Here is a 20,621-nt window from a genome sequence, read left to right as displayed (position 1 = left end):
CCGCCGACGCGCATAGAAAAGGGCGCGCCTGTCAGCCCGCCCTTGTCATACGTCACCTCAGTCCAGTGCGACCCTTAGTGGGCTACTCCCGCTGCAGGGCGACGATGGGATCCAGCTGCGCCGCCTTCTTCGCCGGATAGAGGCCGAACCCCACCCCGACCGCCATACAGACGCCGAGCGACAGCAAGATTGCGAACGGGGACCACCCTACCGGCCAACCCGCGGCCGTGGCGATGATCACCGCCAGCAACAAGCCGAAGCCGATCCCGATCACCCCGCCGGTACCGGAGATCACGATACTTTCGATCAAAAACTGCCGCTCGATGTCCTGCTTACGCGCCCCGATCGCCCGCAACAGGCCGATCTCCTGGGTCCGCTCCAAAATGGTGGCCAGCATGATGTTCATGATCCCGATCCCGCCCACTAACAAGGAGATCCCAGCGACGCAAGCCATCACGATGTTGAAGATATTCTGGGTCTGTTGATGCTGTGCCAACAGCAAGGCGGGCACCACCACTTCATAATCCTTCTCACCGCCATGACGTCGCGCCAGCAGGTGATCCAAACTGGCGGCCGCCAGGCTGGGAGAGACCCCGTCCGCCAGCGCCAGCTTAAGCGTGTCGAGTTGATCCTCCAGCGGCTTAAAGTCCATCTTTTTCAGCGCCGTTCCCAGCGGGATGAACACCTGATTGCGCTCGCCGCCCAGCTTCACGCCCTGGATCTTGGCATCGCTTTGCGGCCCTTCCGACAGCACGCCGATCACCCGGAACCATTGATGGTTAGCCTTGAACAGCCCCTCCAGCGCGCCCCCCTGAGGAAACAAACTGCGTGCCGCTTCGGGCCCCAAAACGGCGACCTGACGGTAGTGGCGATCCTCCTCCTCGCTAAAACCACGACCGGATTGAAACGCCATCGACGACAAGGCAAAGTGCTCGGCACTGACCGCCAGGATCTGCGCATCACTGCGCCCCTGCGCGCTAAACAAACTGTACTCCCGCACCCGCTTCTGCGCACTCCAGCGCTCGATAAACGGCAGCGTCGCCATGATGCTGTTGACATCACGCAGATCCAAACCGACCGAGTGTTCGCGCACCGCCTTTAACGCCTCGCCGCTGGCCGGGCGCGCCTCCACCACCAGGTTTCGCACCCCCATGGATTCGATCATCTTCAGCGCTTCGCGCTCGGCACCTTCACCCACGCTGAGCATGGCGATCACCGCACCGACCCCAAAGATCATCCCAAGCAAGGTCAACGCCGTACGCAACTTGTGATGCAGCATCTCGGTAAACGCCTGCGATACCCCATCACGCAGGACTTTGTAGCCATCCGGTCTCATTGACTTAACTCCTTAGGTCCAGGTCGGGTCAAAGCAACCACCTCGCCGGGCACCAGTCCCTGCTCCACCACAGTGCGCTCAAGACTACGTTCGCCGATCTGGACATCACGTCGGACATAACCCGACGGTGACAAAACGTAGAGCCAGGCCACTTGATCCTGCTGAAACAGCGCCTGGTTAGGAACGGTGATCACCTCACGGCGAGTCAGGGCATGCACGCGCGCGTGCAACTGCCGACCCGGCTGCATGATGGCAGGCTCGGTATGCGCTAGGGTCACCACAAACTCAAAGTAATTGACCGGACTGCCTCGCTCCTTCGGTTTGGCCATGCTATCAACACTGCTCACGGTGCCGGCAAACGCCCGCTCGGGATAAGCATCCAGATAGACCGACACAGCCTGGCCTATCGCCAGCCCCGCCGCATCGGACTCCAGCACATAGAGACGCCCCTGCATGGTGGCGAGCTCTGGCATCACCCCTAAGCGCATATTGGACCAAACAATGTCGCCGGCCATCGGTGCCACGCCGCCCCGGCCCAACTCGGACACGAACACGCCATCATGCGGCGCGACGATCGCCATCTGGCTCAGATTACTCTCGAAACGATCGATCTTGGTTTTAAAACGTAGCTGTCGTGCGCGGATCAACGCCTGCTCCGCTTCTGCGGTATCGCTGTGCTGCGCTAACCCGCGATTGAAATACGCCAGCTTCGCTTCAAGATAATCATGGTTACTGGCCAGATCGATGATCTCCACCTTGGTGTAGACCCGCTCATCTTCACTGAAGAATCGTTCGGCCAGATCTTCCTCTTCCGCCGTCACCGCGATCCCGAGCTCATACTCGACACTGACGGTATCGTCCTTATGGGTCTGCATCAGGCCGTCCAAGCCCAGTCGTTGGTAATCCAGCCGTTCTCGTGCCAGTGCAAACTCGGCTCGGGTTGTGTCCAACCGGGCGATCACCTCGCCGGCTTTGACCTCGGAGAAGTTCGGCAAGATCCACGCCAGCGACTGCGGGCCACTCAGCCCATTGGGCACATTCACCGGCGTGGTCTGACTGGCTTCGAGTTCGCCACTGGCGGGGATCTCAATATGAAAATCCGCCGGCTCTACCACAAAACTCAACACCCCACTGGGCGCCGAGGGGGTACAGCCGATCAGGCCCAACGCCAGCAGCGCCGCCGGGCTCCATCGTAATAATGTCATGGCAATACCACCTTCGCGCCGATCTCGATACCACTGGCAATGGCGATCTGCTCCTCACCTAACGCGGCCACCGTCACATCCTGACGCTGATCGCCAAACAAACCGGGACGCAGGACATAAGCCTGCTCCCCCTCGAACGCCACCGCCGCACTGGGCAGCAGGGCTTGGCGTGCCGGATCGGTCACATCCATGCTGATCTTGGCCGTCATCCCGGGACGCATCAGATCCGGGTCAACCGGGCTGATACTGGCGGTGACATCAAACACCATCAAGGGGATCTCCGGTGTACGCGGACGAAACACCGCGCCGATCTCCACCACTTCACCGTGGAATTCGCGCTCTGGGCTGGCATCGAGACGGATGGTCATTGATTGGCCCAACGCCACTCGACTCGCTTCCACCTCAGGCACGGCCATCTGCACCTGCATATGGCTTAAGTTCGGAATGGTGGCGATCACATCACCCACATAGATAGAATCGCCCACACTGAGTTTCTCCCCACTGGGATCCGTGCCATACACGACAATGCCGTCCCGCGGCGCCCGCAATGTCATCCGTTCAAGTCCCGTCTCGAGCAGGGTCAACCCCATCTGCAGCTTTCGCTGATCCTCATGTAAAATGGCCGCCCGCTGTTGTGCCCGCAAACGCTCTAACCGCAACTTCTCTTCAACCAACGCCACCCGCTCTGCGGCGATAAGTTCGTCGATCTCCCGTTTCTCCCGCTCGATCTGAGTCACGGTTTCGTCCGACAGCAACGCCTTACGCTCGGCTTTGTCATGCAACATCTCAGCTTCCGCCAGATCCAGCGTCATCTGCTCGAACTTCTTTTGGTTACGCAGCTCGGTGGTGATCGCATCCTGCTCTTTGGCGCGCAGCTTGCCACTCTCGATCTTGATCCGCTCACGCAGCTCCGACGTGTCCAATCGAGCCAACACCTGCCCCTGCTCAATCGCGCTTCCTTCCGGAACTAACTGATTGATCTGAAACTGCCAGACCCGATCGACCACCGGCGGCAACACATTCTGACTGTCCGCTGATAACAGTTGGCCGCTGACCTCGATGCGTTGCGGCAACTGCCCTTCGCTGACCATCACGGTATTCTGCTCGCTGCAGCCACACAGCACGCTGACACAGAGCAGCGCCACTCTCATCGCTTGGCTCATTGCGCGCCCTCCCCGGTTCGGATCAACACACTCATGCCGGGCACCATGGCTTGCTCGAGCCCCGCATCAAACTGCACCTCAACCTCAAACCAATTTCCCACGCCCCAGCCGCGACGGCGCTCCGCCTGTCGGCCGATCCCGGCAATATGGCCCGGCAGTGTTTGCTGCAGCGCCGCATCCAACTGCAGCGTGACTGATTGATTAAGCTCGAGCCGATCCACATCCACCTCATTCACCCAAGCCTTAACGAGCAAACGATCGGTCGACGGGATCGTCGCCACCGTGCGTCCGATCTGGATCGAGTCGCCCACATCGTATTTGCGGTTGGCGCGGTGATCGAAACCGTACAGCACCGGACCGCTAAATCGCGCAAACAGGGTTAACTCGTCGATCCCATCTCTGGCCTGCGTCAGGGCAATGTCCGCCTTATCGCGATCCAACGTCAGCTGCTTCAGGCTCGCTTGCAAGCGCGACTCGGTTTCAAACAGCGCCTGCTCCATCTTGGCAAGCTCATGTTCGGAGCGCATCAACCGAAACTGATTATCGGCGTAGGTTTTCGCCGCGATAAACTCGGCGGGCACGGCGGCATCCAGCGCGGCTTTATCCTTGTCCAGCGCCGCCTTTTTTAGATTGAAGCGAGCCTGCAAGACCTGAACCTCCAGCTCAACGCCCCGGCTTTGCTCCTGGGCGGTCACCCGCTCGACATTGGCTTCCAACTGTTCGATCTGGTTATCCAATTGGCTTTTATCGAAGATCACAACCGGTTGACCCGCCTGCGCCATCTCCCCTTCCGGCAGCATCCACTGGATCTGATACCGCCAGGCATCTCCCGGCTTAGGCACCACCAAACTCTGGGACTCCATCGACGTCACCTGGCCACTCAGCAGCAGCGGTTGCGCCATCACCCCGCAGGAGCACGCCCATAGGGCGAGCACGCCAATACCTCGCGTTCGCTCAAGCCGCATCATGCTGTCGCTCCTCGATCTTAACGATCTTGCCGTCGCGCATACGGACCACCCGCTGGGCGTATTCGGAGATCTCCTCTTCATGGGTTACCAACACGATGGTCTGGCCCTGCCGGTGCAACTCGGTAAACAGGGTCATGATCTCAACGGAGGTTTTGCTGTCCAGGGCGCCGGTCGGTTCATCAGCCAGCAAGATAGCGGGACGGTTGATCAGGGCCCGGGCGATGGCGACCCGCTGACGCTGGCCCCCAGAGAGTTGATTCGGTCGATGCTGATGGCGCGGGCCCAATCCGACGCGGTTGAGCAAGCCGACGGCACGCTCGCCATCGTCCGCTCGCTGCTCACCGTAGCGCAGCGGCAATAGCACATTGTCCAGTGCGGTCAGGCGCGGCAACAGGTGGAAACTTTGAAAAATGAACCCGATTTGTTGGTTGCGTACCGCCGATAACGCATCATCATCCAGTTGCTCAACATCGTGACCGGCCAACTGATAGTGCCCCGAGCTCGGCTTGTCGAGGCAACCGATCACATTCATTAAGGTAGACTTGCCCGATCCGGATGGACCCATAATGGCAACAAACTCGCCCTGCGCGATGTTCAGGCTGACCCCATTGAGCGCCATGACCCAGTCACTGCCCAAGGCATAGCGCTTGGTGAGATCCGATATCTCAATCATGCTGTTTCTTCTTCCCTGCTTGCGCCAAACCGCGCTCAAATGCCCTTACACCGTGGTCCGGTGTAAGCGAAAACCCTTAAGTTACGGCATACTAATCATCAGGTTACATTAAGCACAAGCGAACAAGCGTGAGGCAAAACCCCTCACCGACACCACAGCAGCAACGTTCAGTACCATATTGTGCAACATCGCCAAGGCGCTTCATTGCTCGGCCGCGATGAATGCCACTCTGGTTCCAGGCGCCGATGACAAGCCAATGAAGGGAAAGGAAAAAACAGGGGCCAAACTTTACATTGATTGACAGTGTGTTGGTTTAAAAACGGCCTGAGATCTGAGCCAGCACTGCGGCGTGATCGGAGCATTGACGATCCGCCTCCGTATCATTGCGCACCAGATGCCGATCAAACACCTCGCACCAGTCCACCTGGGCCATGCTCTGGCCAAACGTCGGATCAAACTCGGCGCTGAGCAGGATATGGTCCAAGGTGGTGGCCACCGGCCCCCAATAATGCGTTGGCTTTTGCTCACTGCGCTCCAGCGCCAGCGTAAACGCACATTGCATGGCGTGAGCATCGATCGCCTGTTGGATCTCAAGCTCGGACACGCTCGAGCCGGGGGGACGCAGTGGCAAGCGTTTCGGCGCTTGAAACTGGGTTAGGGTCGCGGACGTCGGCACATCATTCAGATCGCCCATCAGCACCGTCGGCAAACGCTCCGGCTGTGCCAACATGTCCGCCAGCAGCAACGCCGCCTCTGCCGTGCGTTGACGCATAGACAGCCAGGCCCCCAGTTTGGGCTGCAACCAAATTTGCTGCGCCAACGAGCCCTCCGCCGCCAGCTCGGTGCGCTGGGACTTGAGGTGCACCACATAGATCCGTATCCGGCCAAAACCGGGGATCGCGATCTCCGCGCGCAGCGGCTGACGGCTGAAGGCAAAGTCTGGCCACTCCAACTGCGCCAATGCGCTCGCCGCAGGACGCACCGCCTCTACCCTGACAATGGGGAAGCGACTGGCGAGCGCTACCGGCGGGCTAAAGTGAATGAAACCCTGCTCCACCTTGGGCTGATCCACTGCGGCGAAATGGGCGTAGCCGCACTGCGCCACTTGAGCCTGCAACACCTGAGGGCTGAACACCTCTTGAAACCCGACAATGTCCGCATCAAGCTGGCCCAGATAGCGCGATAACCACTGCTGTTTCTGCTGCCACTGGGTCGCACTGTAGATGTTTTCAGCCGCATAATACGCCCGCGGGGGCGCCAAATAATTAAACAGATTCAAGGTCGCCAAACGAAACCGAGCGGGGCAATCAAGCAAGGGGTGAGACAAGGTTTACCTCATCAAAGGATCAGAGATGGAAGTTCAGTGCCGTGTGCACCGGCTATGCTTATAGATGACAGGTCAAGATCTGGCTTAAACTGTCAGAACAGTACGGCAAACGTAACATGTATCGACTGTGTCGCTATGGTATATCTTCATGACAAGGAGTCCACATGGAAGTCCACCAGACACCGGAGCTCACTCAGATCCAGCACACCCTCGCCAAGCAACCCCGCGCGATCCTAAGCCACCCCTTCGGCCCAGAGGCCGAAGTGTATAAGATCATGGGCAAGATGTACGCCCTGCTACAGATCCGTCCGCCCTATCGGCTGACACTCAAGTGCAAGCCCGATGAAGCCGAGATCTTGATCGATCAATTCGCAGGGATCCACCCCGGCTACCACATGAATAAACGCCACTGGATCACCCTTGAGTTGGCCGACGACGTCCCTCATGACTTGATCGACACGCTCATCGAAAGCTCCTACCAATTGGTGGTCGAAAAACTTCCCAAGTCCGATCAAGCTCGGTTGGAGTTAGCGTAAGCGGGATGAAAGCGGCGCTACAGCACCCATTCCGCCAACGCCTTCTGGATGCCCACCACATCGGTGCCACGCTTGAGCTCATGACAAATGGGCTCGGCGTGGCCCGATAGCCAAAGCTTCAACTCCGCATCCATATCAAACCGACCCGCGGTTTCCACGGCAAAACTGGTGATGGATTTGAACGGAATGGAGCGATAACTCACCTTACTGCCCGTCAGTCCCTGCTTGTCGATCAACAGCAGGCGCTTATCGGTAAAGACGAACATATCCCGCACCACCTTGTACGCCAACTGCAACGTCTCCTGACTGCCCAGCAGCGGCTCCAACTCCTGTTTCAGCTCTGCCAGATCCACTTCACTGGCATTGCCCATCAATCCATCGATCAATCCCATCTGTAACTCCATGTCGCAGTTTTTGAATACCATTTCGGTCAAAACGTGACCTCAGACACCTTTTCCGCAGCATCTATTGACCCTAAAGCTAACACAGATAGACTCCCGCGCAATTTGTCCGGAGCTAAGCACGTAAACCACTCAATTTGGGGAGCAATACCATGAGCAACGCCGACACCGAGTACGGACTCAGTCCGGTTCCAACCCACGCACGTAAGGGCTTTGTTCCCTTGATGCTGGTGATGTTGGGACTCACCTTCTTTTCCGCCAGTATGTGGACCGGCGGCGCCCTCGGCACCGGCCTTAGCTATTCTGATTTCTTCCTCGCCGTCTTCATCGGCAACCTGCTCCTCGGTCTCTATACCGCCTCCCTTGGTTACATCGGTGCTTCCACCGGACTCTCTACCCATCTTCTTGCCCGTTACTCCTTTGGTGTGAAAGGCTCCTGGTTGCCTTCTGCGCTGCTCGGCGGCACCCAAGTCGGCTGGTTTGGCGTCGGCGTGGCCATGTTCGCGTTCCCGGTGCAGAAGTTCACCGGGATCGATGCCTATATCCTGATCGGCATCGCCGGTCTGGCGATGACCGCCACCGTCGCCTTCGGCATTAAAGCCCTGATGGTGCTGTCCACCATCGCCGTCCCGGCCATCGCATTGCTCGGCGGTTACTCCGTCTTCCTGGCCACCGACTCCATCGGCGGCGTCGGTGAGCTGATGAAGCTGGCCCCGGCTGAGCCGATCGAATTCAACATGGCACTGGCCATGGTGGTGGGCTCTTTCATCAGTGCCGGAACCCTGACTGCGGACTTTGTTCGCTTCGGCCGCAGCCCGCGCACCGCCGTGTTGATCACCCTGATCGCCTTCTTCATCGGTAACTCGCTGATGTTCATGTTCGGCGCCGCCGGCGCCGCCGTCACCGGCGAGTCCGATATCTCCGAAGTGATGGTGCTGCAAGGCTTGCTCATTCCCGCCATCATCGTACTGGGTTTGAATATCTGGACCACCAACGACAACGCGCTGTACGCCTCCGGCCTGGGCTTTGCCAACATTACCGGCTTTGACGCCAAAAGCCTGTCCATGCTCAACGGCCTGATCGGCACCCTGTTCGCCATGTGGTTGTACAACAACTTCGTCGGCTGGCTGACCTTCCTGTCCGCCGCTATTCCGCCGATCGGCGGCATTTTGATCATCGATTACCTGCAGAACAAGGCGCGCTACCACGACTTCGCCAACGCCCAGTTTGAGACCGTACGCTGGAGCGCGCTGGCCGCCGTCGCCATCGGGGTCGCGGCCGGTCACTTCCTGCCAGGCATCGTGCCAGTCAACGCCGTTTTGGGTGGCGCTATCGCCTTTGTCTTGCTCACCAAGCTGGAAAATGCCGTACGCTCTAACAACACCCAGCCGAAGGAAGCCTGAGCCATGTTGATCACCAATGTTCGCCTGCAAGACCGAGACGGTCTGTGGCAGATCCGCAGTGTGAACGGCGTCATCACCGAGATCGCGCCGATCGCCCAAAACCTGAACCACAGCGGCGACGTCATCGACGGCGAGCAGGGTCTGGCGACCCCGCCGTTTATCGAGCCCCACGTGCATCTGGACACCACCCAGACCGCCGGTGAGCCGCGCTGGAACATCTCCGGCACCCTGTTTGAGGGGATCGAGTGCTGGTCTGAGCGCAAAGCCATGCTGACGCCCGAAGATGTAAAAGCCCGCGCCAAGCAGACGCTAAAATGGCAGATCGCCAACGGGATCCAATTTGTCCGCACTCACGTCGATGTGTCCGATCCTGACTTGATCGCGCTCAAAGCCATGATCGAACTGCGGGAAGAGATGAAGCAGTGGGTGACCATTCAGATCGTCGCCTTCCCGCAGGAGGGCATTCAATCCTTCCCTAACGGCAAGGCGATCTTGCGTCAGGCGATGGAACTGGGCGCCGACGTCATTGGCGCCATCCCGCACTTCGAGTTCACCCGTGAGTACGGCGTTGAGTCCTTGCACTATATGTTCGATCTGGCCGACGAATTTGATTGTCTGGTCGACGTGCATTGTGACGAAATTGACGATGAGCAGTCCCGTTTCATCGAAACCCTGGCCACCCTGGCGCTGGAGCGCGGCGTGGGCCATCGCGTCACCGCCAGCCACACCACGGCGATGCACAGCTACAACGGCGCCTACGCGTCCCGTTTGTTCCGCTTGCTGAAGATGTCCGGTTTGAACTTTGTCGCCAATCCCCTGGTCAACATTCACCTACAGGGCCGCTTCGACGACTACCCCAAGCGTCGCGGCATCACCCGAGTGAAAGAGATGCTGGCCGCCGACATCAACGTCTGCTTTGGCCACGACGATGTGTTCGATCCCTGGTATCCCCTGGGCACCGCCAACATGCTGCAGGTGCTGCACATGGGCATGCACGTGTGCCAGATCATGGGTTACGACCAGCTCAATGACAGCCTCAAGCTGATTGGCCGCCACAGTGCCCGCACCCTGCAGGTAGAGGATCAGTACGGCATCGAGGTGGGCAAGCCCATGAGCCTGCTGGTACTGCCGGCGGAAAACGGCTTTGATGCCCTGCGCCGCCAGGTGCCGGTGCGCTACTCCATCCGTCATGGCAAAGTGCTGGCGCAGACGCGCCCGGCCCAAACCGAGATCACCCTGAGTGAAACCGAAGCGGTGGATTTCCGCCGCTAAACGCCTCGCGCAAGCAAATGAACCTAAGGCCCGGCGCAAATACGCCGGGCTTTTTGGCATCATCAGCCAACTCACGGGACAAGGCTAGCGAGTCCTTTCAAACCATCAACTCTTTGTATTTTATAACATTTTAAACAAGGGGTTAAATCACGTTCCAAACAACGACCGTTGGCACCACCGCCAATGCTTCCGCCATACTGTCAACCAACCTTTATCAGTCCAAAGAACTGTCCGATGTTGAGATCTTCATTATTCCTCCTCGTCACCCTACTGCTCTTTGGCTGCTCCAACCCGGTAACCATCAATACGGGTAACACCCGTTTGGATAGCCCGGAGATCAGCGCACAAGCTTGGCGCCCGCAGATCGGGATCACGCTAGGCTCCACCACCGAAACTGAACTCTGGCTTGATGACGGCGACCTCAATCATTGGGGGAGTTATATCGACGCCGGTATTCGTGGCAGCCTCACCGTCGCACCGCGACTGGCATTGGCCATCCGTGACGAACACAGCGGAACCCTGTATCAGATCAAATATCAATTCTGGGGACAAGGCCAAGGCGAAGCTGCCACGGGCAACGTGTCTCAAGCGGTGACCTTGGGGGCTCTAACACACTCCCAAAACCGGCAAATGACCCTACGGGATCAAGACAAAAATGATCTCTTTGACCGCTGGGAACACGATATCAGCGGGATAGACGCCGCCTGGATCGTGGGATACCGAGCGTCCAATCGCGTCATGCTGTACGGCGGCCCCTACTACCGCGATAACCGGGTGAAAGGACAGCAAAAGCGCTGGTATCCTGACGAAGATCCACACTGGCAAGAAGATTATCGCCTCGATGGCCGCAGCTACGGTGCCAACCTAGCGATGGAGATCCGCTGGCGCATGGGATTAGGCCTGACGCTAGAGTATGTCCGCAGCTACACAGAATGGGAGACGCTAAAGGAACGCAATTCAAACCTGCATTTTATGCTCGATTATCAATTTTGAGCCCTCGTTCGGTGGCTATTGTTGCCCAAACGAAGTCTTCTTTGTTTGACCTTGATTCTGTGACAAACACTCGGTAACTCGTGTTGCCAGGAGGACAAAGCAGCCATAATACGCCCATTCTCGCCAAGGTAACCGCCCTCATTATACGATGTACCTTCGTTCAACAACGCCTATTGTGAGCGCCTTCTATGCCGGTTCTTGCCGTGAGTCCCACCGCCGATCCCGCCTCCCCCCCCCTTGGCGACTCCTCACTGTTTGGTAAGGTTCTGCGCCATGATTGTGGCGACCCGTTGGAACTCTGCGATCTCCTGCTCGCTCAAGTTTCGGGTCATCGTCGCAAAGGTGATGCGATCACTGTCCTCTATTTGCTCCATGATCGCCTCGCCCATTGAGGTAACGCTCAATAATTGGCTGCGCTTGTCATTGGGATTCGGGATCCGTTTGATGAGATCCTCTTCAAGTAGAGTTTTCAGCAGACGGGTCACCTGAGCCTTATCCCGACTAAGGTACTGGACAACATCATTCGCCGTGCAGGGCGCTCTATGTTGGATGATCTTCATCACTCGCACATGCATCGGCGCGATGCTCAGATCCATTTCCTCAATGTACTGATGTGTTTGCTTTTTTAGCGAATGGGCCAAACGAAACAAACTACCAAGCAGTGCTTGCTCTGACATAACAGGGGTTCCTCACTCTTGTATTTAGTTGACACTATCAACCACAATGCCTATAGTTGATATTATCAACCTGATTCAACCCAAGAGCAAGACAGGAGGTGGCATGTCCACATCAAATACTCTCGCCCTCGAGTCCGTCGAACAACCCAAGGCCTCTTTGCTGCACAAATTTCTGGTGATCGTCGGCATGATGAGCCTAATGGGCGCAACCCTGACCGGTGTCATGACTTATATCAACTTGGGATATACAGAGCTGTTTTTCCCAGCCTGGGGCAGCGCCTTCGTCACAGCCCTACTGGTGATGATGCCGGTGGGTACCTTGATGATGACCCTGCTGACCAAACTGGCTCAGCGCATCCTACCAAACGCCAGCGAACCCGCCCGTAATGCGCTGGTTGGTCTGTGCATGGCGGTGACGATGGAGTCCCTAATGGCAATGACCACAGCAGCCAATGTCGTTGGCTTTACTGACATGAGCGCCTTTACCCAAGCCTGGCGCAGTGGCTTCATCGCTGCGCTCCCTGTTGGATTGGTGCTGATGTTACTCATCTCGCTGACCATTAAACCCAAGATAGAGCGCTTTCTAAAAAGCTGATGACCAACCCCCCCAAACGCCACTTCAGCTCCCAATTAACCGCGAAGACGCTTTTTATTCCTTTTCACAAAGCCACTGAATGTCTATGCAAAAGCGCATTGAACAGTCCCCCAACTTAGCCATACCGATGGAGATCCTCATGACTGAAGCAACTCAGAAGCCCCAAACATCTCGTGGATTTCGCGTGATCATCGAACCTATCAACGCCAGCGATGAACCTATGCAGCAGCGTCTCGAGTTTGAAGTTCAGGATAGGGAAAACGTTTTTGCTACCGTAGCAGCGATCAAACAAGGCAGTGGTCTGGATCCTCTGGCATCAACACAGCTTGGCGTCGGCTTGCGGATCCTTGGGCCCTTGCTGATGCAGCATCGCAAACACCCGCTCTTCGCTGAGCTGATGCCCCACTTTAAGGGCTTTATGCTGAACCTCAAGCGCACCCTGAAAAGCGCCTGAAGACCCCTCAGTTCCCAGTCGACACGAAATCCAAATGACCTGCCGATCTCTGGGCTTGGACCAAGCCGGATCACCGATGACTGCTCTCCACTGGCCACCATCAACGCAGCCATCAATGCACCAACCGTTCCGACGCAAAGACAAGCCCCAGGGACAGCCTGCTATACCCAGGGCTTGTTCGTTTGTATTGAAGCGATTGGTTCGGGGCTAAGGGCGTGATACCCACTTCACTTCGATGCTGGCCCGAATGAACTCGCATTTCGATGCATCGTCGTTTATAAACCTATGAAAAACGACACTTCGTGCCATTGGCACGGTGAAGTTCGAGTTCGGGTCATCCTCCACCCAGCTCTCTACCCACGGTCGCCCCACTCTTTGCCCCCAGGAATCAGCCTCAAAGCGTTTCACACTGCGCATACCCAATGGCCTTTTTATCAAAGCGATGAACTTGGCCTTGACCACCGAGGCCAGCACATTCGAAGCCTTGGGCGCGCTATTCGCTGCGTTGGATCTGATGCATCGCCCAGTTGATCTGCCACCACAAGGCGCCAAACTGGGCCTGAGGAGCATTCGGGCGTACACTGTGTTCCACGCCGTCCATATTGGAAAATCGAATGACTGACAAAATTAATTATGAAAACAACCCACTACATGGTCTCAGCTTGCAAGACATGCTGACGCAGGTGGTGGACCAATATGGGTTTGAGTTATTGGATGCGTATTTAAATATCCATTGTTTTAAAAATCGCCCGACGATTGAGTCCAGTTTGAAGTTCTTAAAGAAAACCGAGTGGGCACGCCACAAACTGGAAGTGTTCTATTTGTATACGTTTAAGAGCCTGCCTCGGCCTTCATCGGAGCAGTTTGCGCTGCCCCCGCGAGATCGCATCGTTCCGGATCATCACAAGATCGGCGAGCCCAAAGCACTGAGCTTTGAAGATGCCGAAGAGCAGCGTAAGAAGCGTGAGGAGAAAGCCCAATCCCACCAGAAAAATGGCGGGTTCCGTCAAGGCGGCAAGGGCTCAGGCAAAGGCTACAGTGGCGCCCGCGGTGCCTCATACGGTTCGCGCGATGGTGATAAAAAACGGGGAAAAAGCAGCTCCAGGGGCGAGACGAGCGCCTCTGCATCCAAAGCCAGCGACGATCCCTGGATCAACTGGCGTTAACGAGCTCAGCAAGTGGCCACACCGCGCGAATGCGACCGCATCCCTTGCGGTCGCTAGACCCAATCACTCGATGCTTATCATTGCATATCAATGCGTTGCGAAGACTCACAAGCATCGGCGCCCATCTTCAGGCGCACATCCAGCCCAGCGCTAAGGTGACACCTCAATCCAGCGCATACATTCGAAACTCGCTCAGTTTGACGCCCGGCGGCGCGGGGATGTTTTTGGGGACAAAATAGTCCGGCACCAACGCGGCGCCGGGCACCACGCTGTAGCGATCCAGCTCCCGCTCACCTTCGGCATACAGCAAGCTGTCATCGATAAAGAAGTTGCCGGTAAATTCCGACGCAGGTTTGCAGACGATGGCAAAGGCGGCGTCCGCCATGATCTCTGCTTTACGAAACTCGCGGCGCAACTCATCACCGCCGTGAAACAGCGCGGCGGGGGAATCGATCCCGGTGCGCGGCCACAGGGTATTGGCGGCCACACCATCGGCGGCAAACTCTTTGGCCCAGCCTAGGGTGTACAGACTCATGGCGTATTTGGAGACGCTGTAGGACGAGGTGTGCTCAAACCAGATGGCCTGCAGATCCAGCGGCGGTGCCAGACTGAGCACATGGCCATTCTCCGATCGCTTGAGATAGGGGTAGCAGGCCTGAGTTACCAGAAAGCAGGCACGTTCGTTGATCTGAAACAGCAGATCGTGGCGCTTGGCTGAGGTGTCCATCGAGGGCTGCAGCCAGAACGCACCGGCATTATTGATGCAGATATCGATGCCGCCAAAGCGGGCCACCGTTTGTGCAACGGCAGCCTGGATACTGGCTTCATCACGCACATCCAGCTCGATGGCCAGTGCCCTGCCCCCGGCTTGCTCGACCCATTCGGCGGTCTGATGAATGGTGCCCGGCAAGGTGGGATGGGGCTCGGACGATTTCGAGCCGATGGCGATGTTGGCCCCCGCCTGCGCCAAGCGCACCGCGATGGCTTGCCCTATGCCCCGTGAACCGCCGGTCAGAAACACGGTTTTACCCGCCAATGCCTTGTCCATTCGAACTCCCCTAACGCTAAGCCAACAAAGCGCCAAGCTACCGCAGCAAACGCAAGGCAGCGACATGCATTAGGACTAAGGGGGCTGCGATGCACTTCAGTCGGCCAACAGCCGCCATCGGGCATTCAGCCGTGCTTGTTGCACGGCGACTCGCCAAGCGCGGTCAGGATGGGGCATTGCGGCGAGGCATCGCCGGGGCATTGCTGGGTCAAGGCCGACAGCGTGGTGCGCATCGCTTCGAGCTCGGCGATTTTGCTGTCGATCTGCGCCAATTTATCCAGTGCATGTTGTTTGACGTCCGCGCTGGAGCGGTGCGGATCCCGCGACAGCGCCAGCAATGACTGACACTCATCCAGACTGAAGCCGATAAGGCGGGCGCGTTTGATCATTAAGATCTCCGCCACATGAGTCTCGACGTAAGCCCGGTAGCCATTGTCCGCCCGCTCGGGCGGCGTCAGCAATCCCCTTTGTTCGTAAAAACGGATGTTTTTTGGGCTGACGCCCGTGCGCTGGCTCACTTCGCTGATGTTCATGCTTGACCTTCCAGTAGCTAGAACCTTTATCCTGTCAGCATACCGAACATAGATGGAAAACACGATGTCCCTAGCGCTTCCATTGGCTGGCCTCAACTGCCAGCGCTGCGTCAACAAAGTCACTGTGGCCCTGAAGGAGCGCTGCGACGTAGAGCACTTCACGGTCAGCAAAACCGAGATGGTCCTGCACGGCACCATCAGCCGCGTACAAGCGATCGAATTGATTGAGGCGCTTGGATTTTCCGTGCCGATGGTGGACTCCATAGAGCGCCACTACCCCCTCTATGGACTCAATTGCGGCCGATGCGTCAAGAAGGTGGAAGCGGTGCTTGAGCAGCGCAGCGACATCGAGCAGTTCAGTGTCAATAAAGAGGCAATGACGGTGCAGGGCGCCATCGATGGCGATGCGCTGCGCCAGTTGATCCTCGATCTGGGCTTTGACACCCAGCCACCGGCGGATCCGAGTGACACCACGCCGACTCGATCCAAGGCTCCGCTAACGCCCCAGAGCAACGACTCCGCTGCCGTAAAGCCGAGTAACAAGGCGAAACCGAAACGAGGCAAGACGCACCATCTGCTGGTGTCCGGCATGACCTGCGCCAGCTGCGTCCGCGCCGTCGAAAACGCGGCGAGCAGCGCCCAAGGGGTGTCTCACGTCAGCGTCAGCCTGGCCGAGCAAAGCCTGCAGGTACAATGTGATGAGATCACGCCCGTCCTACACGCCTTGCAACAGGCGGGCTACCCTGCCGAGCCGATGCGCAGTGAGCAGGAGCGGCGCGATAAACTGGAGCAGAAGACCCAGTCACAGCATCGCCGTTTCCTGCGCGATACCGCCATCGCGCTGGGTCTGGGGATCCCCATGATGGCTTATGGCCTGCTGGGGGGCTCGATGATGATCACCTCCCCGGCCCTGCAGCTGGGCTGGGGTATAGCCGGCCTGCTCACCCTGGCCATGCTGATGAGCGCCGGCCGAATGTTTTTTACTAATGCCTGGTCTGCCCTGCGTCGAGGCAGTGCCACCATGGATACCCTGGTGGCGCTGGGTACTGGCAGCGCCTGGCTCTACTCCATGCTGGTGGTGATCAGTCCCGGCTTCTTTCCAGAAGCCGCCCGCCACGTCTACTTTGAAGCTTCGGCGATGATCATCGGCTTGATCTCGCTGGGCCACGCCATCGAAACCAAGGCCAAGCGCCGCGCCTCCCGGGCACTGGAAAAATTGCTGGATCTGCAGCCACCGGAAGCTGTGGTCATGGTGGATCAGCAGGAGGTGATCACGCCGCTGGCCGAGATCGAGCCGGGCATGCGCGTACGCCTCAAGCCGGGGATGAAGGTGGCGCTGGATGGACTGGTGGTGGAGGGCCACAGCTACCTTGACGAAGCCATGCTCACCGGTGAGCCGATTGCCGTGGCCAAGAGTGTGGGGGATCGCGTCAGTGCCGGAACCCAAAACCAGCAAGGCGCTTTGGATTATGAGGTGACCGCCACCGGCAGTGACACCCTGCTGGCCCATATCGTTGACATGGTCCGCACGGCGCAAAACTCCAAGCCGGCGCTGGCCCGCCTGGTGGATCGGATCGCCGCCGTGTTCGTGCCCGTGGTCGTAGCGATCGCGGTATTGACCGCGGTGGTTTGGGGCCTGTTCGGCCCCGAGCCGAAGATCAGCTACATGCTGGTGACCACCACCACCGTGCTGATCATTGCCTGCCCTTGCGCCCTGGGTCTGGCGACGCCGATGTCGGTCAACATTGGGGTGGGCCGCGCCGCCGAGTTGGGCATTCTGGTGCGGGACGCCGCCGCACTACAGCTAACCAACGCCATCGATACCGTGGTGCTGGATAAAACCGGCACCCTCACCCAGGGCCAGCCCAAGCTGACCCACAGCCATATCTATCAAGGTGATAAGGCGATACTGCTCAACGCCGTCGCCGCCATCGAAGCCCACTCCGAGCACCCGTTGGCGATGGCCTTACGTCCCTACCTGACGGCGCCATCGAAGCCCTCGGCGTTTCAGGCGCATCCGGGTAAGGGGATCAGCGCCTCGCTCGACGGCCAGCAGTGGCAGATCGGCAACGCCAGCTTGATGCCCACTCTTTCGACCGCGCCCCAGGCGCACGCCGACGCCATCAGCGAGCAAGGCGCGACGCCAATATTTGTGGCCCGAGAGGGAGAAGTCATCGCGGTATTGGGCGTCAGCGATCCCCTGCGCGAGGACAGTGCCGCCGCGGTGGCCCAACTGCAGGCCATGGGCAAGCGGGTGATCATGATGACCGGCGACACAGAAAAAACCGCTCGGGCGATCGCCAAACAGGCCAACATCGATGACGTGTATGCCGGCGTTCAGCCCGGTGAAAAAGCGGCCTTGGTGGAGCAGCTCAGTGCAGAGGGCCGCAACGTATTGATGATCGGCGATGGCATCAACGACGCCCCGGCCCTAGCCGCTGCGCACGTTAGCATGGCGATGGGCAGCGGCAGTGACATCGCCAAAGAGAGTGCCCACTTCACCCTGATCCGCCATAGCTTGATGAGCGCGGTCGACGCACTGCAACTGTCCCGTGCGACGCTAAAGAACATGCATCAGAATCTGCTGGGGGCCTTTATTTACAACAGCATCGGCATTCCCGTTGCTGCCGGTGTGCTCTACCCGCTGACCGGCACCCTGCTCAACCCGATGATCGCCGGGGCGGCGATGGCGTTGTCCTCCATCACCGTGGTCAGCAATGCCAGCCGTTTGCGCCTGTTCAAAGCCCGCAAGTGACGAGCCCCTAATCAGCAGGAGTCAATCGACCGCGCCTGCTAAGCGCTCAGTGACTGACGACGGCATTGGCTTAGGTACCGCGGGTGTCCCCTAAAAACGTAAAAAGCCCAGATCCATATCGGGGCTTTGATCAGCGGCGTCTGCCTTAGCAGGATAGTCCGCAGATGCGTTCGATTGCGCTCTCTTCCAGCGTCGCCGGATGCGGGAAGCTGTCGTGTTCGATCCCGAGCATCGAGCCCAAACTGCGGCAATACATCAGCCAGTGGCGGTACAGCGCTAAGCTCTTATCTTCGCCAAAGGTTTCCAGCAACATGGGCGTCAGGGTCGTTGCCGCATCGAGGTGGACAATCATCATCCACTTGAGCTCCTCAACGCTGGAGTCACGCATAAAGCCGGCGTCCTGCGCCTCCTTCAGAGCCTGCTCGATAGGCATCACCATGGCGGCAGGATGATCCTTAAGGTAATCAAACAGTTCGGTATTTTCCCGAACCGCACCGGCCATTAACTGACAGGGACGGGGATCCAGTAGCAGGGTGGCCGTCAACCGGCTCATCAAGGTATACAGGCGCACGTTGGCCAGCATCGACGGATCCATCTCCGAGACCAGTCGTTCGAGGATCTGGCCAAACTCCTGATGCACGCCGTCACAGATCCGCTCCCAAACCAGTTGCTTGGCACCGAAGTGATGACGAATAAGGCCGTGGGAAACCCCCGCACGTTCACTGATCTCCCTCACCGACACTTTGTCATACCCTTTTTCGCAAAACAGCGCCGCGGCGGCACACAAGATCTGCTCTTTGGTGTGTTCTGCATTGTCGGCGCTTTGTCTGCCTGAACGTTTCTCAACCATACGCTTACCTATACTCATTACGGCCACTCATCCAGATAGGTCGCCGTGATGGGCCCTATTATGCCCGATCACGCCAACTTTACTATCCACTAGTGCAGTAAATTTACTGTCCACATGGATAATATACTTGCTATCCATTCGGACAGTAAATATATTATCCGCATGTATAGTTACCAGCCCAACAGTAAAGGGACGAAGATGAAACCGCTCTCCCCCAAACTTAAGTTGTTCAGTTTGGCCGCCATCCTCACCGTTGGCGTAGTGCTCAGCCTTAACTTCTCAGCCCAAGCAGAGCCGCAGTTAAGTGGCATTAAGCCTGTCAAAATCATTGAGATCCCCGCACTGGCGGACCATCAAACCATTCGCTTTTCCGGACAGGTCGAAGCCAATAATCGCGCCCGTATGGCGTTTCAGGTACCCGGCGAGATCCGTGCCCAGCACGTCCGCATGGGCGATGACGTCAAAGCCGGCCAGACGCTGGCCGAGCTGGATCCCTCCGATTATCAGGTCGCTGTCGAGGCGCGCCAGGCGGAGTATCAGCTGGCGAAGGCCCGGCTTGAACGTGACACCAAACTGCACGCCCGGCAGTTGATCAGTGACGATCAGTGGGATCGCTCTCAAACCCAACTGACGGTCGCGCAAGCCCAGCTGGAGCAGGCCAAAACCGAGCTGCGCTACACCCGTTTGACCGCCCCCTTTGATGGCCAGATCTCCTTGACCCACGCCCGCCCATTTGAAGTGGTCGGCGCCAATCAGCCGGTGTTAAACCTGCAAAGCGATGCCCAGCTGGATGTGATGTTTAACCTGCCCATCCAATATCGCCAGGTGTTGGCTTCGGTGGACGACGCCCGTCCTGTGATCACCTTTGACGCCTTTCCCGGCCAGCAGCTGGATGGCTATCTCAAGGAGATCTCGCCCCAGCCCGATCCGGACACCAACAGCTACCCGGTGCTGCTCACCGTGCAGCGACCCAAAGGGCTCAATATCCTGCCGGGCATGACCGCCCAAGTGGCGCTGGATAACCCGCTGGATCGTCCCACCGCCCTGACGCTGCCGGACAGTGCACTGATGGATCGCAACGCCAACCGTGCCCGAGTCTGGCGCATCAAAGCCGACATGACGCTGGAGCTGGTGCTGCTGCGGCTCAACCCACAAGGAGAGATCACCCAAGGGCTGGCCGCCGGTGACAAGATCGTGGCCGTCGGCGGCGAGCAGTTGGTCGAGGGACAACAAGTGCGCCCTTGGCAGCGCGAGCGAGGAATTTAA

Annotated in this window: 20 protein-coding genes; 9 read left to right on the top strand and 11 right to left on the bottom strand. The window is 58.2% G+C overall.

What is annotated here, in order from left to right; translation table 11 throughout:
- Positions 1-82: 82 nt before the first annotated feature.
- From ABEA08_RS08465 to ABEA08_RS08440, 6 genes are all read right to left on the bottom strand, one after another.
- A complete protein-coding gene (locus ABEA08_RS08465) occupies positions 83-1,336 on the bottom strand; it encodes an ABC transporter permease (RefSeq protein WP_345334862.1) in 1,254 nt (417 codons plus the stop codon).
- Positions 1,333-2,541 carry an efflux RND transporter periplasmic adaptor subunit gene (locus ABEA08_RS08460; protein WP_345334861.1) on the bottom strand — a complete coding sequence of 403 codons (1,209 nt, stop codon included), beginning with the start codon at positions 2,539-2,541 and terminating at the stop codon, positions 1,333-1,335. Before ABEA08_RS08460 ends, ABEA08_RS08465 begins: the two co-directional genes overlap by 4 nt.
- Complete coding sequence (locus ABEA08_RS08455) at positions 2,538-3,704, bottom strand: efflux RND transporter periplasmic adaptor subunit (RefSeq protein WP_345334860.1); 1,167 nt, start codon at positions 3,702-3,704, stop codon at positions 2,538-2,540. The genes ABEA08_RS08460 and ABEA08_RS08455 overlap by 4 nt, the downstream gene beginning before the upstream one ends.
- Entirely contained in the window at positions 3,701-4,672 is a 972-nt protein-coding gene (locus ABEA08_RS08450; protein ID WP_345334859.1) for an HlyD family secretion protein, read from the bottom strand. Before ABEA08_RS08450 ends, ABEA08_RS08455 begins: the two co-directional genes overlap by 4 nt.
- A complete protein-coding gene (locus ABEA08_RS08445) occupies positions 4,659-5,345 on the bottom strand; it encodes an ABC transporter ATP-binding protein (protein WP_345334858.1) in 687 nt (228 codons plus the stop codon). The genes ABEA08_RS08450 and ABEA08_RS08445 overlap by 14 nt, the downstream gene beginning before the upstream one ends.
- 313 nt (positions 5,346-5,658) lie before the next feature.
- Positions 5,659-6,672 (bottom strand): endonuclease/exonuclease/phosphatase family protein, encoded by a 1,014-nt coding sequence (locus tag ABEA08_RS08440; protein ID WP_345334857.1) that lies wholly within the window; start codon positions 6,670-6,672, stop codon positions 5,659-5,661.
- A gap of 164 nt (positions 6,673-6,836) precedes the next feature.
- Between ABEA08_RS08440 and ABEA08_RS08435 the strand changes: the two genes are divergently transcribed.
- The gene (locus ABEA08_RS08435; protein ID WP_345334856.1) at positions 6,837-7,208 is read left to right on the top strand and encodes an MmcQ/YjbR family DNA-binding protein; all 372 of its coding nucleotides are present in this window, start codon (positions 6,837-6,839) and stop codon (positions 7,206-7,208) included.
- A gap of 17 nt (positions 7,209-7,225) precedes the next feature.
- Here the strand turns inward: ABEA08_RS08435 and ABEA08_RS08430 are convergent, their stop codons facing one another.
- The gene (locus ABEA08_RS08430; RefSeq protein WP_345334855.1) at positions 7,226-7,600 is read right to left on the bottom strand and encodes a PH domain-containing protein; all 375 of its coding nucleotides are present in this window, start codon (positions 7,598-7,600) and stop codon (positions 7,226-7,228) included.
- Positions 7,601-7,761: 161 nt separating this feature from the next.
- On the opposite strand from ABEA08_RS08430, the gene codB reads away from it, so the two are divergent.
- The 3 genes from codB (at position 7,762) to ABEA08_RS08415 (ending at position 11,277) form a co-directional block, all read left to right on the top strand.
- Positions 7,762-9,012: a cytosine permease gene (gene codB, locus ABEA08_RS08425; RefSeq protein ID WP_345334854.1), complete on the top strand. Its 1,251-nt coding sequence runs from the start codon at positions 7,762-7,764 to the stop codon at positions 9,010-9,012.
- Positions 9,013-9,015: 3 nt separating this feature from the next.
- Positions 9,016-10,284 (top strand): cytosine deaminase, encoded by a 1,269-nt coding sequence (locus ABEA08_RS08420; protein WP_345334853.1) that lies wholly within the window; start codon positions 9,016-9,018, stop codon positions 10,282-10,284.
- Positions 10,285-10,518: 234 nt separating this feature from the next.
- Positions 10,519-11,277 (top strand): hypothetical protein, encoded by a 759-nt coding sequence (locus tag ABEA08_RS08415; protein WP_345334852.1) that lies wholly within the window; start codon positions 10,519-10,521, stop codon positions 11,275-11,277.
- A gap of 248 nt (positions 11,278-11,525) precedes the next feature.
- On the opposite strand, the gene ABEA08_RS08410 is transcribed toward ABEA08_RS08415, so the two are convergent.
- A complete protein-coding gene (locus ABEA08_RS08410; protein WP_345334851.1) occupies positions 11,526-11,954 on the bottom strand; it encodes a MarR family winged helix-turn-helix transcriptional regulator in 429 nt (142 codons plus the stop codon).
- A 103-nt stretch (positions 11,955-12,057) separates the two neighbouring features.
- Here ABEA08_RS08410 and ABEA08_RS08405 point away from each other — a divergent pair, with 103 nt between their 5' ends.
- The 3 genes from ABEA08_RS08405 to ABEA08_RS08395 all read left to right on the top strand — a co-directional run bounded on the left by ABEA08_RS08405 (position 12,058) and on the right by ABEA08_RS08395 (position 14,169).
- Positions 12,058-12,549 (top strand): DUF2798 domain-containing protein, encoded by a 492-nt coding sequence (locus ABEA08_RS08405; RefSeq protein ID WP_345334850.1) that lies wholly within the window; start codon positions 12,058-12,060, stop codon positions 12,547-12,549.
- 139 nt (positions 12,550-12,688) lie between these two features.
- Positions 12,689-13,003 (top strand): DUF3861 domain-containing protein, encoded by a 315-nt coding sequence (locus ABEA08_RS08400; protein WP_345334849.1) that lies wholly within the window; start codon positions 12,689-12,691, stop codon positions 13,001-13,003.
- A gap of 602 nt (positions 13,004-13,605) precedes the next feature.
- Positions 13,606-14,169, top strand: a complete 564-nt coding sequence (locus ABEA08_RS08395; protein ID WP_345334848.1) for a VF530 family protein — start codon at positions 13,606-13,608, stop codon at positions 14,167-14,169.
- Between the two features lie 163 nt (positions 14,170-14,332).
- Here ABEA08_RS08395 and ABEA08_RS08390 read toward each other — a convergent pair whose 3' ends face one another.
- Positions 14,333-15,217, bottom strand: a complete 885-nt coding sequence (locus tag ABEA08_RS08390) for an SDR family oxidoreductase (RefSeq protein WP_345334847.1) — start codon at positions 15,215-15,217, stop codon at positions 14,333-14,335.
- A gap of 125 nt (positions 15,218-15,342) precedes the next feature.
- Entirely contained in the window at positions 15,343-15,750 is a 408-nt protein-coding gene (gene cueR / locus ABEA08_RS08385) for a Cu(I)-responsive transcriptional regulator (protein ID WP_345334846.1), read from the bottom strand.
- 64 nt (positions 15,751-15,814) lie between these two features.
- On the opposite strand from cueR, the gene ABEA08_RS08380 reads away from it, so the two are divergent.
- The gene (locus ABEA08_RS08380; protein WP_345334845.1) at positions 15,815-18,505 is read left to right on the top strand and encodes a copper-translocating P-type ATPase; all 2,691 of its coding nucleotides are present in this window, start codon (positions 15,815-15,817) and stop codon (positions 18,503-18,505) included.
- A 145-nt stretch (positions 18,506-18,650) separates the two neighbouring features.
- Here the strand turns inward: ABEA08_RS08380 and ABEA08_RS08375 are convergent, their stop codons facing one another.
- Positions 18,651-19,373, bottom strand: coding sequence for a TetR/AcrR family transcriptional regulator (locus ABEA08_RS08375; RefSeq protein ID WP_345334844.1), 723 nt, complete (start codon positions 19,371-19,373; stop codon positions 18,651-18,653).
- A 180-nt stretch (positions 19,374-19,553) separates the two neighbouring features.
- On the opposite strand from ABEA08_RS08375, the gene ABEA08_RS08370 reads away from it, so the two are divergent.
- On the top strand, positions 19,554-20,621 hold the full coding sequence (locus tag ABEA08_RS08370) for an efflux RND transporter periplasmic adaptor subunit (protein ID WP_345334843.1): 1,068 nt from the start codon (positions 19,554-19,556) through the stop codon (positions 20,619-20,621).

The sequence above is a fragment of the Ferrimonas pelagia genome, assembly GCF_039543565.1.
Taxonomy (GTDB): domain Bacteria; phylum Pseudomonadota; class Gammaproteobacteria; order Enterobacterales; family Shewanellaceae; genus Ferrimonas; species Ferrimonas pelagia.
The sequence above is the reverse complement of the archived record's forward strand: the minus strand, read 5'-3'. Positions and strand labels throughout refer to the sequence as shown.